Source organism: Nitrosomonas sp. TNE100 (genome assembly GCF_055387135.1).
Genome location: NZ_AP040997.1, coordinates 1925878 through 1941776, shown reverse-complemented (window position 1 = coordinate 1941776; position 15899 = coordinate 1925878). Strand labels below are relative to the sequence as shown.

The window sequence follows — 15899 nt, the reverse complement described above, 5'->3', positions numbered from 1 at the left end:
AGGAGAGAAAAATGGATGATAGCAAAAGGAAATTGACGACTAGTGCCGGTGCACCGGTGCCGGATAATCAGAATGTCATGACTGCCGGGCCGCGTGGCCCGATGTTACTGCAGGATGTCTGGTTTCTGGAAAAACTTGCGCATTTTGATCGTGAAGTGATTCCCGAGCGCCGGATGCATGCCAAGGGCTCCGGTGCTTACGGCACCTTCACCGTGACACACGATATTACCCGTTACACGCAGGCAAAAATCTTTTCGCAAATCGGTAAAAAAACTGAATTGTTCGTCCGCTTTTCCACGGTGGCGGGGGAGCGTGGCGCTGCTGATGCAGAGCGGGATATTCGCGGCTTTGCCATCAAGTTCTATACTGAAGAAGGCAATTGGGATTTAGTGGGGAACAATACACCAGTATTTTTTCTGCGTGATCCGCTGAAGTTTCCGGATCTCAACCATGCCGTGAAACGGGATCCCCGTACTAATCTGCGCAGTGCACGCAATAACTGGGATTTTTGGACATTACTGCCGGAAGCTCTGCACCAGATTACCATTGTCATGAGCGATCGCGGTATTCCTGCGACGTACCGGCATATGCATGGTTTTGGCAGCCATACTTTCAGCTTCCTCAATGCCCAGCGAGAACGATACTGGGTGAAGTTTCATTTCAGAACACAGCAGGGCATCAAGAATCTGACTGATGCCGATGCGGAAACACTGATCGGCGAGGATCGGGAAAGTCATCAGCGTGATCTGTACGAAAGCATTGAACGCGGCGAATTTCCACGCTGGGCCTTATTTGTACAAATCATGCCGGAAAGTGATGTGGCCGATCTTTCTTATAACCCGTTTGATCTGACCAAAGTCTGGCCACACAAGGATTACCCATTGATTGAGGTTGGTGTGATGGAGTTGAATCGTAATCCGGAAAATTATTTTGCCGAAGTTGAACAAGCGGCATTCAATCCGGCGAATGTCATACCAGGAATCAGTTTTTCACCAGACAAAATGTTGCAGGGACGACTGTTTTCCTATGGTGATGCGCAGCGCTATCGCTTGGGTGTCAATCATCACCAGATTCCGGTCAATGCACCACGTTGCCCTTTTCATAACTACCATCGTGATGGCACTATGCGCGTTGATGGTAATCACGACAGTACGCTGGGATATGAACCGAACAGTTATCAGGAGTGGCAGCAACAGCCCGGGTATGCAGAACCCCCTCTGGCACTAGAAGGCTCAGCCGCTCACTGGAATCATCGTGAGGATGGAGATTATTATACCCAGCCGGGTAATCTGTTCCGGCTCATGAGCCCCGCGCAACAGCAGATACTGTTCGACAATACTGCGCGTGCTATCGGTGAAGCCTCCCGTGAAAGCCAGCTCCGGCATATTATCCATTGTCTGAATGCAGATAGAGCTTATGCTGAAGGAGTTGCCAGGGCGTTGGAAATTCCAATGGGTGAAGTGGGGTAGATCTGAAATAGATTTACGATTGGCGCTGTGAGGATGCTCGTGCTGCTCAATATAAATGCCACAGCCAGAGCACCAATGCCAGTATCAGCCCGAGTAGGGCGACTGCCAGATTCACCAGAAGCCCCCATTTCGCCGTATAACCCGGCGGGAACTCATCCGGCGTAAGCGTTTGAAGGACAATTGCATACTGGCGGGCAGCATGGGCGGAGGTAATTGCACCCAGAACAATGAAAGCCAGGCCCAGCCATAACATACCTGTCAGCTGGCCTGGGCTGATAATTCCTGGTGAAATGGCGAGCGTAAGCTTGCCTGCGCGTTCCACCACGAAACCAAACGCAATCAGTGACAGGCTGGTACGGTTCCAGGCAAGCAAAGTGCGCTCAGCAGCAAATAATACTCTTGGGTCTTTCAGATTTGACATGATTTTCTCCCCGGTAGCTTGATTCTGTTACCGGTTATCACATAGCTATTCATGATGTGTATTTCGCTGATCCGGTATTCACCAGGTTCCATTCGATTGCCCGGCTGCGCCAGTGATCTTCGATTGTCTGGATAAATTCCCGGTTGACCAGTTTGGCCCGGTTTTCACACCAAAGGGGCGAATCACAGCGAATGACAATACCTTCAACTTTACCGTTACGGTAGCGGCTTTCTGCATCATTCAGTAATTGAATCAGCTGATCGAGTGTTACTTTTGTGCGTTTCAGCAATGGCACAGTAGTGAGATTCAACTGTCGAGCCAATTGATTGCGTCGTTCAACGCTCCAGAATTTTTCTGCTTCTCGATCATAAATATCAAACAGCAGGAACCAGTCCGACAGCTTGTTGTAATCGAGTGAATGCCGGGCCGCACACCATTCCCCAAACAGGATCAGTTTCGGTGTCAGAGTTTGTCTGAGAGCTTCTCCATGCTGACCAAGCCAGCTGTTCAGACGAGAAAATTGGCCGGCGAAAGGTTGTGGCAGATATTGACCTCTGTTTTGCGCGCGCAGCTCACCATGTTCATCCAGAGAAATACCCAGATTAGCACCATCCAGTTTTTCCTCAATCAGCACTTCATCCTGCAGCAGCATGGCAATTTCGGAATCGGATAACAGCTTGTCATCTCTCGGCTGGCCTTTTCCCAACCAAAGCAGGTGAGGGGTATTAGGGAAACGGAAGAATTCGGTCATGGTTATCTCCTGTTGGCCTTTTCCGCGTGTTTGGCGCGAGACCAGTCTTCAATGATAGGTTCCAGTGATAACCCCGCTTGTAGCAATGCTTGTTCCCAGTCATGCCAATCGGTATCACCGGCGAAGGCGATAGCGCTTTCTCCATAGTGCTTCATAGCTTCCAGTGCGGCGGCGACCATTTTTCGATCAGCCAGATCGTGTACCACTAAATCCAGCGGTGCTTGTAATATGGCATGGCCGTCAGCATTGTATTGAATCTCCACATTATCCATGGCCAAAGTGCTCCATTTATGGATGACAACCTGAATCCCGTAATCGTTGAATCCGAGCTTGTTGTCATATTCTTCCTTGATCTTTCCGGCTGAATCCAGCACCAGCCTTGCCGGGCTATTTTCAAATTCAACTAGCCATTGCCATACCTGGAACTGCAGTGCGGGGTCTTCCGGTGTTGTGTCGATATCTTTCGGCATAACGGGATTCACCACACTGGCAAGGATCAAGATATTGGTATCGACCACATATCGTTGCTTCACTGATTAATTTTGTTCTTGCTGGCGGGCAAGCATTAGCCGGGCTTGTTCGCGTGTTTCGCCCAGTGCGTCGCCAAAGAAGTGTTGTGGCCAATTGTTTACTCGGCCAAATTCATCCACTTTTAGTTTCCGTAATATTGCGTTATCTGCCACTCTTTCCACAAACAACATGGCAATCTGTTCTGCCGATGTTTCTTTCCGTGCAATCAGTGTTTGCATTCGACGAAACAGATGTTCTGAGTGTGTTTCCACGATGAATTGAATATGGCGTGACCGACTCAGCCTTACAAAGAATTCTGCTAGCACTGATTGTGCCAGCGGGTGCAGGTGGACTTCAGGCTCTTCCAGAATCACGGTGCTACCTGGAGGTGCAAAATAACCTGCAGTCAGCACAGGCAGGATTAGCGGGATGCCAATGCCGACATCGCGCAGATTGGCGGCAATGCCATCCTTATGCACTATAATTTCGTAACGGGACGAACGGCCAAGCTGTTTGATGGTCAGTTTTTCTGCCACTTTCATCCGTGCCAGCCAGTAAGAAATCCCATCCAGAATTTCATTCTGTTTCCCATCTTTGCTCAATGCACCGGACAGTAGGACATCGATAGTGCGATAGCCATCACTTCCAATTTGGCCGGGTGTGGTTTTGTTCCAGACGTAATCCCGTTCTGGTTTGCGCCGGAACGGGCCAAGATAGCAGATATTTTCCAGCTCACGCCGGATGACAAGGCTCAGATCTTCAGCGATAGCACCATTGCTGCCCAGTGTGGCGATCGCCTCGGCAGGAAGTGCAATGGAGCGTTCAGGTGCGAGATTCCTGTCTTTAGCGCATGGCCGGGTTTCATCAGCAATAAAGATGGCATAGTTTTCTTTTTCCCTCCGTACCGCACGAAAACGGTGCGCGCCGGTGGAGAGTGCCAGCTCTTGAATGACGGCGGCACCCACTGCAGTTTGTCGATAGCTGCAGGAAAATCGCCCTTCGTTTACCCGTGACTGTTCATATGCCTCAAAAGCAAATGTAATTGAAAATTCGCGTGGAGATTGTGTGCCACGTTTCAATACATCATCGAAGCTGCCAAAATTAAACAAATCATTAGTTTCATCGCCCCCCAGGTTGAGGTGAATCAAGCGATCCGGGGACTGCACCGTTTGCTTCAATAGCAGCAGACTCTGAATAAGTGAAGATTTTCCGGATGAATTGGTGCCCAGTAATACAGTCACCGGTTTTAGTGCGATCGTCCCGGTATCTTCCCAGGCTTTGAAATTGATTAACCTTAAAGAAGTGAACATAGATTGGATTTATTTCCTGTCGTCATATTCTGTTGATTCTATCGGATCCTGCAAAGCCTGTTTATGGTACTGTTTTTGAAGTTTATAAAACTGTCGAGTGATTCAGTAAAGTATTAGCCGGGTCTATAATGCAACAATTGAATAACAGCGTACAGGTGAATTGAAAAATGGAACGTAGAAAACTGGAATTGCCGGAAAATGGTAAAAAATTGCTGCTGCATTCCTGCTGTGCACCCTGTTCGGGTGAGGTGATGGAGGCCATCATGGCTTCCGGGATTGATTTTTCCATCTTTTTTTATAATCCAAACATCCATCCGCGCAAAGAATACGATTTACGCAAGGATGAGAATATCCGTTTTGCGGAAGAGCATAGCATCCCGTTTATCGATGTTGATTACGACAGGGATGAGTGGTTCAAGCGAGCAAAAGGTATGGAAATGGAACCGGAGCGGGGCATCCGCTGCACTATGTGTTTTGACATGCGGTTTGTACGCACAGCGCTGTATGCCTATGAAAATGGATTTGATGTTATTTCCAGTTCACTGGGTATTTCCCGCTGGAAGAATATGGAGCAGATTAACGACAGCGGCGTAAGGGCCGCTGCGCAGTATCCCGGCGTTACCTACTGGACTTATAACTGGCGCAAGCAAGGAGGCTCCGCACGCATGCTGGAAATTAGTAAACGGGAGAAATTTTACATGCAGGAATACTGTGGCTGTGCTTATTCACTGCGCGATACTAATAGCTGGCGGGAAAAAAATGGCAGGGAACGCATCCGGATTGGAGAGAAATATTATGGGGACACGGCTAAACCGGGTGAATAGATTTGTATTCTGGGCCGGGATGACGAAAGATTTCTTATGTGCTCACTCTATGTTGCTATCTCAGCAATCGTTCTTTGTAAGAACCTGTTTATGCTCTTCTGGGCGATAGCGTTAAAAGTGCCAGGTGGATAAATTGCAGGCTGGTATTGAGTTTGTGCTCGCAGCGCTTCCATAATCGCCGGCATTTTCCCAGCCATTAAAAAGTTCGTTTCATAATCCAGCGCTTGGGAATGGCCGCAAAAGTGTGCAGTTCATTTCTCCTGGCGATCTGCGCCGTGATCACCTCATCACCCCAACCTTCTCACACTTCCTGAGACTTTGAACAGATTCTTAAAACAACTTAGGATAATTCAATACGGGTAACTGATAAAAACTTGTATTATTGTATTTTAATAAATACAATAAGAATCATTCTTACTATTGATTGCAAAAACTACTGCTGGTAAGTAATAGCCTATCTGCCAGACGGTTAATTTATGAGAGCGATACATTTATTTCTCTTCGCTGGCAGCAGAGGTCTGAATGGTTTTCCAGGTATTCTTCCGCATTAACAATTCTATAGCTCGCCAGCCCGTCTTGGGCAAGCCAGCCAACTTTTACCCGATATATCGGGAATATTGGCTATGAGCAATATCAATTATAGTATTCCAAGTATCGTTGCGTCCCAACTGGATTGCGCAGTGCTGTCGCGAAGTGGCGGATATTCTGCTTCGCGTGAATCTGACTCATATGGCGCAAGAGGCAACATACTCATCACCACGCCAAGGCTATTTGGTCAATCCGCATGAAATCGTATGTTGCGCCAGGAGCGGAGAGTTATATCCGTCGAAAACCACTCATCACCGGTTCCCATTTGCAACATATCGGCATCGATGTGATAGGGCGCGACAATCATATCTGCTGTGTCTGTACCCGCCATGTGTTTAATTCCCAACATGAAACCGTGTACGGCAACAACTGGTAAGCAATATTTAGACTATGAATAAGGATTTAACGTGAAGAGAGCTATTGGTAATTATGAAAATTAATTTATGCTCAGTAATCGCTGCATCTTTATTGATATTCTGGATTCAGCTGGCGGAAGCTGAAACTGAAACTGAAGCCGATCAAGCTGAGGCAGGACAAAAACTCCCCGCTGTAACGGTGACTGGCGAACGGATAGGAAGTTTCAACTCCGATTTTGTCCAGGTTGGAACATTTCGGGATATGGCACCAATCGATGTGCCACAAACCAGTAATGTGATCACACGAGAAGTACTTGACGCACAGGCCACAACCGGCATATTCGGCGCATTACGTAATACGGCGGGGGTTACACGTTCACAATTAAACGGTTCGACTTACGACAATATTGCGATTCGCGGTATTCTTGTGGAAAACCGGAGTAATTATCGGCTCAACGGATCTCTGCCGATCATTAACCTGATCGATATCCCGATGGAGAACAAGGAGCGTGTTGAAGTACTCAAAGGTGCTTCATCGCTATATTATGGTTTTGTCCCACCATCCGGTATCGTCAACCTGGTAACTAAACGTGCGAGCAAGGATCCTGTTTTAAATGTTTCGTTGATGGTAAATATGTATGGTGGTGTCAATTCGCATATTGATCTGGGGCGACGCTTCGGTAGCGAACAGCAATTCGGGGCACGCATCAATTTTCTTGCTGGTCGCGAAGATATCGGCATCCACAATTTTTCCGGTCACCGCGCCCTTGTATCAGGAGCTTTCGACTGGCGGATCACGGACAAATTTTCCGTAAAGTTTGACGTAGAACACTACCGCAAGGAAGTTTCCGAGCAAGCAGCAATTCGAGCCCCTGCGGCAATCAATGGCGTCATAACCTTGCCACCCGTTCCAGATGCCCGCCGTAATCTCGCCGGAGAATGGCAAAAGTATGATGCCGAGGCAACCAACCTGCTGCTTCGTGCAGATTACGCCATAAGCGACAATTGGGGATTACTGTTCGAGATCGGCAGGGCGGAAACCAGGCGGGATCGTAACTTCTCCCAGTTTCAGGATTACAATCTTGTTACCGGCGCGGGTACCTTGCGTACCTTCTTCAACCGTGGCCAAAATTGGGATAATCAGAACATTCGCACCGAAGTATTTGGACGATTTCCTGGTCAATTCATTACCCATGAGGTTTCTGTGGGGTTTACCGGCAACGAACGTAGACAGAATCCTCGCACTTCATCCACATTCGATACCGCGCAGAATCTATACAATCCCATTGATATTGCACATCAATCTCCTACCACTCCATTTAGTGCAAACCGATCAAAAATAACGGATCTGGGCGTGTATATATCTGATCGGATCTTGATTGGTAGCAAGTTGCAAATCATGCTGGGGGCACGCGGTAGTTTCTATAAGAGTGTTGCCAAGACTACTCATTATAAGGCCGACAGGATTAATCCGTCGTTATCCTTGATGTATAAGCCCATTCCCAACGTATCAATGTACGCAAGCTATATTGAAGGCGTAGAGGAAAGCGGACAAGCACCCGCCAATCGCGCCAATAACGGGGAAATCCTGGCGCCAGCAGTATCAAAGCAAAAGGAAGTGGGTGTCAAGGCACTTGTCGCGCAAGGTATATTGCTCCAAGTTGCATACTTTGACATCAAACGCGCTTCGACAACCGTAGATGCGGCCAATCGTTTCGTTCTTAACGGCATGGCCCAATACAGCGGCTTTGAGTTATCAGCCTCTGGCGAGGTGACGAAACAATTGTCGCTCATCGGATCCGCGCTGTTTATGGAATCGGAACAATTGAACAAAGCCAATGCCGAGACATTTGGCAAAATACCGGATAACACACCGAAACGTACTGCCAGCCTCTTCGCAGAATACCGTCCGACCAGCATACCTGGATTAGCGCTCAGCAGTGGCGTGTATTACGTAGGGAGGCGGCCCGTGAACAGTGCCAATCAGGCCTTTGTAGATGATTATGCAATACTTTCCCTGGGCGCACGTTACACGACCCGCATTGCAGGCAAGCGCGCCACGGTTCAGGCAGTCGTGGATAACGTAACCAACAGTAATTATTGGAGTACTGCAGGTAACGGATTACTAGGCGTTGGCGCACCTGTTATGTTCAAAATTGTGTCTCGGGTCGAATTCTGATTGCCAGGCGCAAGAGAGTGTATTCAGGAGACCAGACAAAATGTACCCATCGGCATCTAAGCGCCTGTTTACGATCTTTTGAGTAGTAGAGCCAGGAAGGCCAGGTGGGTAAATTGCAGGCTGGTATTGAGTTTGTGCTCACAGCTCTTCCATAATCACCGGCATTTTTCCTGCCATTAAAAAGTTCGTTTCACAATCCAACGCCTGGGAATGGCAGGAAAAGTGTGCAGTTCATTTCTCCTGGCGATCTGCACCGTGATCACCTCACCCAAACACAATCGGTAAATGGTTGGGCTGTGTAGCCAGACTGCAAGCATACTCAATACACGGGACAGTCGGGATGCTACTGGCGCCAATGCAGCAATATGTCTCGTTTGATTCCGGGTATTTTATTACCCGCATGCAGCTCTTTTATATCTGATTTTTTAATGCGCACTCCAACGCACTCATGCCACCGACGTCAGGTTTTTTTCATTTGGAGAAATATGCGCAAACCATTTCCCGTTTCAGGTAGTCACCGAGAAGCGCTCGCCATTGGTAGTCCGTTTTAAGCATGTACACCACTGTGTAAAACACATCAAACAGGTCAACAATGCGCGGTTTGGTGACGCAGATTGGTGACTTTGCGAACTCTTTTCAGGATCGGCTGAATGGCAGCAAATTGTTCTTGCGATAGATGGAGCGCCTGGATAACTTTTTCTCAGAACCTGTTCAATATCTCACTGAAGGGCACATTACGGCGTTGAAATTGAACTCAAAATGCTCACATACTTCAAGTATGCTCCGCTTTCTCGTTCAATTTTGCCTTGCACTGCATCCCTTGATCGAGATCTTGAACAGGTTCTCATGCCCCAGCATGATCACCAATTTTATAAGATCATAAACAGGTTCTAAAATCTATTTTCTGCCAGAGCTGCTTTTCTGGCGCATTTTTCTATCCAGTTTCTGCATTTGTTCAGGCGTGAGTACCGCTTGCAAGTTGGTATGGGTTTCTTCCTGAATTGCCTGTAATTTCATCTTCTCCTCGTTGAACACTGCTTCAACTTCCTTTTTCTCATTGTTGAGAATAGTTTCAACCTGGGAGTGCTGCGTGTCACTGAGTCCCAGCTCTTTTGCCATACGATTGACCACTGAATGGCTGTCAGCGGGCTGTGTTGCCAATATAGTTGTGGATGACAACAAAGCCACTGAAGTCAGCGTGATGATCATGGTGTCTATGGTCATTGTGGATCTCCTTTGATGAGTCGCCCCCAGATGTTGTGCCAGGTGGCAGGCAGAATGTCAGAATAATCCGGAAATAGTGCGTGCCAGGCCATTCGTTAATTCAGGTGCGGCTTCTTCATATTCAAGATTGGCCTTGTTGGCGATGCTGACGACGCGGGTGCGATACTTGTTCATTTCGCTGACTTTGGAAGAAGTCTGTCTTTTAGAACCTCCAACCCCCTGTTTCAGATCCTGTTGACGATCTTCGCGTACGATGACGCCATCTTCAGCACGCTCAGCGATCTCAATATCGGTGATGGCCATAAAGGTAACGTCTTTTACTGCAGCCCCGGCGATGGTATCCACCAGGCCAAATGCTGCCGCGCCGGCGAGCCCACCAATCCCGGCGCCGCTCCAGCCACTAATAGCTGCGCCAGTTGCCGAGCCTACTGCAGCGCCCATTGCTGCACTGCCCAGCCCACCATAACCCGCTCTCAAAGCGGATTCGGCTGCGGTCGGGCTGGCTTTCTCAACGCTTAGCACGTTGACTTGCAACCAGTAATGCGCCGCTTTCGGGTTTTCTGTAATGCGGTAACCTTTGCTTTGTAATGAATTGATGACAGACGGGGAAATATCGAAATTGGTTTTGTCAGAAGCATTGCGAATGTTCAGGTAGACAACTTTTTGCCCTGGCTCAACTGGATCCAGAAAAATAGTGTCACTCATCTTGGTTTGCACATCCAAATCCTTTTTTGCAATGGATGTATGAACTGCAGCACAACCACCCAATGTCAAAGAGAGAACTATGATCCCGGCCAGAGCCCGGGCTGGTTTACTGATGGAATAATCCATTTCACCTCCTGGTATTTAGTTTTAGTATTTGTGTGAAAAATTAAAGATCAAACGAATAAACTGTTTTTATATAGCTGAGATATGTGATTGCCGCTTGCATATACTTTGCAATTGAACAATTTACCAGCCGTAATAAAAGGGAAGGTAGCGATTAAGGCCGTAATAGCCGCCATAATAGGGTCGGGCGTATCCTCCAAAGTAGCTTCCGTAACCGTAATTTCCACCTGTCGTACACCCAGGTCCGACGCAAGCCGGTTTCTGGCTGGGCGCGATGCTGGATTTGCCCTTTTGTGTGGCCTCTTTCAATGCGGAGGTCAGTTCTGCATCGCTGGGAACACTAAATGGCTTATTGAGAATTTCAGTGTTGAATTGTCGTTGAATTTCACTGATGTCCTGCGCCCATCCTGCAGTACTGCTGGTCAAGAGAAACAGCAATCCCGCGTAAACAGCAAAATTTGATCGTCTTGTGCCCATTCTGCCATCTCCTTACATAAAGTTGTCCTTAAAACGGAACCTGTTTCAGGTTCTTAAACGATTCTGACTTTCTGGCATATCGAATGTGGATTTCTCAAGTACGAATTATGCGGTTGTTGTTGCTTGATCAGTGATTTTTTTAGTTCTCAGCGACGAGTTGATGTGAGAGAGGCAGAGTTGAGAATTACCTGTTTTTCTGGGGTAAATAATCTGTTTACGAATTTTCATCCGGTTCCGGATCTTCAGCCCGGCGTACGTCGGGTTGTGTTGTTACCGGATTTGTCGGGTTGATGATATTTCCGGGAACTTTGGGAGTGGTACAAACCACATCTTCATTCTGTCCTCGATGACGCAGGGCATGATCCATCAAGACGATAGCCAGCATCGCTTCCACGATAGGTGTTGCCCGGATGCCGACGCAGGGGTCGTGTCTGCCGTGGGTTTCAACAATCACGGGATTGCCGGCCTTGTCGATAGAACGTCGCCCGAGCCGGATGCTCGAGGTGGGCTTGATCGCTACGCTGACGGTAATCGGCTGGCTGCTGGAAATACCTCCCAGAATTCCACCGGCATTGTTGCTCAGAAATCCTTCGGGTGTGATTTCATCCGAGTGTTCTGTTCCTTTTTGCGTCACACTATTGAATCCTGCACCGATTTCTACCCCCTTGGCTGCGTTGATACTCATCATGGCGTAAGCAATATCAGCATCCAGCCGGTCGTAAACCGGTTCACCCCAGCCAACAGGCACACCTTCCGCTATTACATTGATCCGGGCACCCGCTGAATCGCCTGATTTGCGCAAGGCATCCATAAATGCTTCCAGTTTGGGAACGTAGTCATCATCCGCGACAAAAAAAGGATTCTGGTTGATGACTTCCCAGTTTTTAAAGGGAATGGCGATTGGGCCAAGCTGCGCCATATAGCCCCGAATGACAATGCCATAGCGTTCATGCAGCCATTTTTTGGCAATAGCGCCAGCTGCTACCCGCACAGCCGTTTCCCGTGCGGATGAACGACCGCCACCACGATAATCGCGAATGCCGTATTTTTGCCAGTAGGTGTAATCTGCATGGCCAGGACGGAACACATCCATGATCTTACTGTAATCCTTGCTGCGCTGATCTTCATTACGAATCAGCAGAGCAATTGGTGTCCCCGTTGTGATGTTGTCAAATACGCCCGAGAGTATTTCCACCCGATCTCCCTCATGCCGTTGGGTGACATGTCGGGAAGTGCCAGGTTTGCGTCGATCGAGCTCCAGCTGAATATCCATGGCAGATAACACTAGCCCGGGGGGGCATCCGTCCACGATACAGCCGATCGCCGGGCCGTGGGATTCACCAAATGAAGTGACGCAAAACAGCTTTCCGATGGTATTGCCAGACATTACAGATCCTTGGTTAAACGAGGAAATCATGGAGTCTAACATAAGCCAAAACGGAGAGATGAGATGACAATTGAGTGGTGGCGTGGTATCAGCGTGCTAATTTGAATGTGTGAAGGTAGAATTGCCCGAAAAGGCCGATTGACGAATATCAGCATCACATATTGGGAGAGGATATGGACTTTGCACAAGTCAAGGATTATCTGGTTAATTTACAGAATAATATTGTGGCCGGATTGGAGCAGGCTGATGGTGGTTCATTTCGTCGCGATTCATGGGATCGCCCGGAAGGTGGGGGAGGAACCAGTTGTGTGATCGAAGAAGGCAATGTATTGGAGCGTGGTGGTGTCAATTTTTCCCATGTACATGGGAAAGGTTTGCCTGCCTCGGCTACAGCAGCCCGGCCAGAACTTGCAGGCAGGGCGTTTGAAGCAGCGGGGGTTTCACTGGTGCTGCATCCGCGCAATCCCTATGCACCGACTGTCCACATGAATGTCCGTTTTTTTGCCGCCATCAAAGAAGGAGCCGAACCAGTCTGGTGGTTTGGCGGGGGTATGGATCTTACGCCTTACTATGGTTTCGAAGAGGATGCTATTCATTTTCATCAGATCTGCAAGCATGCACTTCAGCCTTCGGGTAGTGAATATTACCCACGTTTCAAAAAATGGTGTGATGAATACTTTTACCTGAAACACCGCAAAGAGCCGCGTGGAATAGGTGGTGTATTTTTTGACGACCTCAACCAGCCGGATTTTGTCACCTGTTTCAACCTGACCAAAAGTGTAGGGGATCAGTTTCTGGCGGCGTATGTCCCCATCCTGCAAAAACGCTGCAATCTTCCTTATGGCGAACGTGAACGGGATTTTCAAGCCTATCGCCGCGGTCGTTATGTGGAATTTAACCTGGTATGGGATCGCGGAACGCTGTTTGGCCTACAGTCAGGGGGGCGTACCGAATCTATCCTGATGTCACTGCCGCCTATCGTCAAATGGCGTTACGATTGGTCACCCACAGCGGGTAGCCCGGAAGCAAAGCTCTATACTGATTTCCTGATTGGCAAGGACTGGCTGCCGCTTGATTGATGAGACAACTTCAAAAATAGCAGATCTGAGTACAAGCTGGATTTGTTATTGATGTGCGCTTGGCACGAGCGCACTCTTTGAATCTCCTCGGACGGTTAGGCTATTTGGGAGAGAAATTTCTGTTCAGTTTGTTGTCAGCAACAGGCTGATTGTGTTTGCTGTCTGTTATCACCTGTTCAGTCCCGGATGATTGTATAGACAAAATTTGTTATCCGCTGCTCATGGCGCGAACTGTCATGAGAGCGCTGATAGAATCCATCAAGCTAGCCGGGAGAACCATGAAATGATAATAGCTTTACATATATGCTCGTGCTACATCAGCGATACGGGCTGAAATTGCCGCAAGCGTTGATTCTGCTGTGGTGCTGGCGCAACGCTGCGGTCTCACCTTGTCTTAATATCCCAAGCTAGAGTATAGTTCGACCTGCTAACATTTCATCCAGGCAGGAGAGTGCGCTGTGTCTGAATAAAACACAGCGTCACCGAAGGCGTAACCCCCCCGGAATCGCTCAGGTGTGGCTGTGTAAAGCTTGAATAACTGCTTGTGATCGGCAATCTGGAGAGCGCTGAAACAATTTCAGCCACCGAAGGGGCATGCGGAAAGTTATCCGTAAAACTCTCAGGTAAAAGGACAGAGGGGGTAGTTGATATCTGTTGGCCGCTGCGATCATGAGTAGTATTGCGTGGATGCAGAAATAGCACAGATAAAACTTTCCTTTTACTTTTGAGAGAGAATAAATGCTGAAGACAACCCCTCTGAATGCGGCACACCGTGGCATGCACGCAAAAATGGTGGATTTTGGTGGTTGGGATATGCCCTTACACTATGGCTCCCAGTTGGATGAGCATCATGCTGTCAGACGTGATGCCGGCATGTTTGATGTCTCCCATATGCTGACAGTCGATCTTCGCGGCGAAAATGTTCGTCAATTTCTGCGAGGATTGGTAGCAAATAATATCGATAAGCTTACCGTTCCTGGTAAGGCGCTCTATACCTGTATGTTGAATCCTGCTGGTGGGATTATCGATGATCTGATCATTTATTTCCTGTCCGAATCCTGGTTTCGTCTGGTGGTGAATGCCGGTACGGCGGATAAGGATATTGACTGGATTACCTTGCAATCCAGTCAACATGCACCTGATTTAACCATCACTCCGCGTCGTGACCTTGCCATGATCGCTGTGCAAGGGCCGAATGCTCGTGCAAAAGTATGGGCTGTTATTCCAGATTCCAAAGCAGCTTCAGAAGATCTGAAACCATTCCAGTCAGTAGCATTTGGCAACTATTTCATTGCGCGTACCGGCTATACCGGTGAGGATGGCTTTGAAATTACATTACCAGCCGATGAGGCTGCAGCTTTTTGGCAAAAGCTGCACGCGGCGGGTGTGACCCCGGCTGGCCTGGGTTCACGCGACACCCTGCGTCTGGAAGCAGGTATGAATCTTTATGGTCAGGATATGGACGAAACCGCCAATCCGCTCGAATCCGGATTGGCGTGGACCGTAGACCTAAAAAGTGAGCGGGATTTTATTGGCAAACAGGCCTTGCTTGAAAAGCCGGTTAATCAACAATTGGTAGGACTGGTTCTGCTGGATAAGGGCGTATTACGCAACCATCAAAAAATTATTACACAGCATGAGGGTATCGCTGGTGAGGGAGAAATCACCAGTGGTGGATTTTCGCCCACTTTAAATCAGTCGATTGCACTGGCTCGTATTCCGGTGGGAATCGCTGCAGGAGAGCAGGTACATGTTGTCGTGCGGGATAAACAGCTTGCGGCAAGGGTTGTTAAATACCCGTTTGTACGCAATGGCCAGGCACTGATCTGATTTTTGTAAAAGTATCAGCAGATAAAGCATTTTGAATTTTTAAACCTAAATTTAGGGGAGTGACGGATAAATGAGCGTTCCAGCAGAGCTGAAATATGCAAAATCACACGAATGGATCAAGTTGGAGGCAGATGGTACGGTAACAGTAGGTATCACTCAACATGCCCAGGAATTACTGGGAGATATGGTGTTCGTTGAATTGCCCAAGGTAGGGCGCATCCTGGCGCAGCAGGAAGATTGTGCGGTAGTGGAATCTGTCAAGGCGGCTTCAGATATTTATGCTCCACTCAGCGGAGAAGTTATTGCTATCAATGCTGAGGTGGAATCATCCCCGGAAAAAATAAATGAAGATAGTTATTCAGCCTGGTTGTTTAAACTGAAGCCGGCCAATACGGCTGAAATTGATGGATTACTTGATGCCAACGGATATGAAAAGCTGCTGGAAAGTGATGCACATTAACAGGATGGTGAGAAACATTGATGAAGATGCCGTCGGAGCAAGGCAAAACAGGCAAAAAAGCGCAGTTTATGTATACGGTAAATGAGCTTTGAGCCTGTTGTTAACACAACGATGGCAACGCAGAAGTTTTTCACCGCTTTGTTAAAGCTGTTTGCAGTAAATAGACAAGCAGACATAACCTTTAAGTTTTTTGGATAATACAGTTA

General features: G+C 48.1%; 15 protein-coding genes, 2 pseudogenes and 1 riboswitch. Of the genes and pseudogenes, 6 read left to right on the top strand and 11 right to left on the bottom strand.

The genetic code is table 11. The features are described 5' to 3' along the window. Positions 1-11 precede the first annotated feature (11 nt). Positions 12-1469: a catalase gene (locus ACZ5EJ_RS09210; protein WP_464556974.1), complete on the top strand. Its 1458-nt coding sequence runs from the start codon at positions 12-14 to the stop codon at positions 1467-1469. Between the two features lie 46 nt (positions 1470-1515). On the opposite strand, the gene ACZ5EJ_RS09205 is transcribed toward ACZ5EJ_RS09210, so the two are convergent. Genes ACZ5EJ_RS09205 through ACZ5EJ_RS09190 form a run of 4 tightly spaced genes read right to left on the bottom strand, consistent with a single transcriptional unit; the run spans position 1516 to position 4461 of the window. After that, positions 1516-1890: a YidH family protein gene (locus tag ACZ5EJ_RS09205; RefSeq protein WP_074455794.1), complete on the bottom strand. Its 375-nt coding sequence runs from the start codon at positions 1888-1890 to the stop codon at positions 1516-1518. Positions 1891-1939: 49 nt separating this feature from the next. Further along, positions 1940-2641, bottom strand: coding sequence for an RNA ligase family protein (locus ACZ5EJ_RS09200; protein ID WP_074455795.1), 702 nt, complete (start codon positions 2639-2641; stop codon positions 1940-1942). 2 nt (positions 2642-2643) lie between these two features. Further along, on the bottom strand, positions 2644-3159 hold the full coding sequence (locus ACZ5EJ_RS09195) for a hypothetical protein (RefSeq protein WP_464556973.1): 516 nt from the start codon (positions 3157-3159) through the stop codon (positions 2644-2646). An 18-nt stretch (positions 3160-3177) separates the two neighbouring features. Beyond that, a complete protein-coding gene (locus tag ACZ5EJ_RS09190; RefSeq protein WP_074455797.1) occupies positions 3178-4461 on the bottom strand; it encodes an AAA family ATPase in 1284 nt (427 codons plus the stop codon). Positions 4462-4628: 167 nt separating this feature from the next. Between ACZ5EJ_RS09190 and ACZ5EJ_RS09185 the strand changes: the two genes are divergently transcribed. Beyond that, a complete protein-coding gene (locus ACZ5EJ_RS09185) occupies positions 4629-5285 on the top strand; it encodes an epoxyqueuosine reductase QueH (protein WP_011634994.1) in 657 nt (218 codons plus the stop codon). Positions 5286-5373: 88 nt separating this feature from the next. On the opposite strand, the pseudogene ACZ5EJ_RS09180 reads toward ACZ5EJ_RS09185, so the two are convergent. Continuing rightward, positions 5374-5571 (bottom strand): annotated as a pseudogene (locus ACZ5EJ_RS09180) (IS5/IS1182 family transposase); the annotation flags it as partial. Positions 5572-6060: 489 nt separating this feature from the next. Next, positions 6061-6204: a hypothetical protein gene (locus ACZ5EJ_RS09175; RefSeq protein WP_176752579.1), complete on the bottom strand. Its 144-nt coding sequence runs from the start codon at positions 6202-6204 to the stop codon at positions 6061-6063. Positions 6205-6302: 98 nt separating this feature from the next. Between ACZ5EJ_RS09175 and ACZ5EJ_RS09170 the strand changes: the two genes are divergently transcribed. Beyond that, a complete protein-coding gene (locus tag ACZ5EJ_RS09170) occupies positions 6303-8408 on the top strand; it encodes a TonB-dependent siderophore receptor (protein ID WP_464556971.1) in 2106 nt (701 codons plus the stop codon). A 68-nt stretch (positions 8409-8476) separates the two neighbouring features. Here ACZ5EJ_RS09170 and ACZ5EJ_RS09165 read toward each other — a convergent pair. The 5 genes and pseudogenes from ACZ5EJ_RS09165 to aroC form a co-directional block, all read right to left on the bottom strand. Continuing rightward, positions 8477-9099: pseudogene (locus ACZ5EJ_RS09165) on the bottom strand (transposase family protein). 206 nt (positions 9100-9305) lie between these two features. Further along, the gene (locus ACZ5EJ_RS09160; protein ID WP_074710204.1) at positions 9306-9632 is read right to left on the bottom strand and encodes a hypothetical protein; all 327 of its coding nucleotides are present in this window, start codon (positions 9630-9632) and stop codon (positions 9306-9308) included. Between the two features lie 57 nt (positions 9633-9689). Beyond that, positions 9690-10463, bottom strand: a complete 774-nt coding sequence (locus ACZ5EJ_RS09155; protein ID WP_011634990.1) for a complement resistance protein TraT — start codon at positions 10461-10463, stop codon at positions 9690-9692. A 120-nt stretch (positions 10464-10583) separates the two neighbouring features. Continuing rightward, on the bottom strand, positions 10584-10937 hold the full coding sequence (locus tag ACZ5EJ_RS09150) for a hypothetical protein (protein WP_011634989.1): 354 nt from the start codon (positions 10935-10937) through the stop codon (positions 10584-10586). A 214-nt stretch (positions 10938-11151) separates the two neighbouring features. After that, complete coding sequence (gene aroC / locus ACZ5EJ_RS09145; RefSeq protein ID WP_011634988.1) at positions 11152-12324, bottom strand: chorismate synthase; 1173 nt, start codon at positions 12322-12324, stop codon at positions 11152-11154. Between the two features lie 173 nt (positions 12325-12497). Between aroC and hemF the strand changes: the two genes are divergently transcribed. The 3 genes from hemF to gcvH all read left to right on the top strand — a co-directional run bounded on the left by hemF (position 12498) and on the right by gcvH (position 15693). Continuing rightward, complete coding sequence (gene hemF / locus ACZ5EJ_RS09140) at positions 12498-13403, top strand: oxygen-dependent coproporphyrinogen oxidase (protein WP_074455829.1); 906 nt, start codon at positions 12498-12500, stop codon at positions 13401-13403. 546 nt (positions 13404-13949) lie between these two features. Continuing rightward, a riboswitch (glycine riboswitch) is annotated at positions 13950-14048 on the top strand. 93 nt (positions 14049-14141) lie between these two features. Next, positions 14142-15233 carry a glycine cleavage system aminomethyltransferase GcvT gene (gcvT, locus tag ACZ5EJ_RS09135; RefSeq protein WP_464556969.1) on the top strand — a complete coding sequence of 364 codons (1092 nt, stop codon included), beginning with the start codon at positions 14142-14144 and terminating at the stop codon, positions 15231-15233. 70 nt (positions 15234-15303) lie between these two features. Further along, positions 15304-15693 carry a glycine cleavage system protein GcvH gene (gene gcvH / locus ACZ5EJ_RS09130; protein WP_011634985.1) on the top strand — a complete coding sequence of 130 codons (390 nt, stop codon included), beginning with the start codon at positions 15304-15306 and terminating at the stop codon, positions 15691-15693. The last annotated feature ends 206 nt before the right edge of the window (positions 15694-15899 follow it).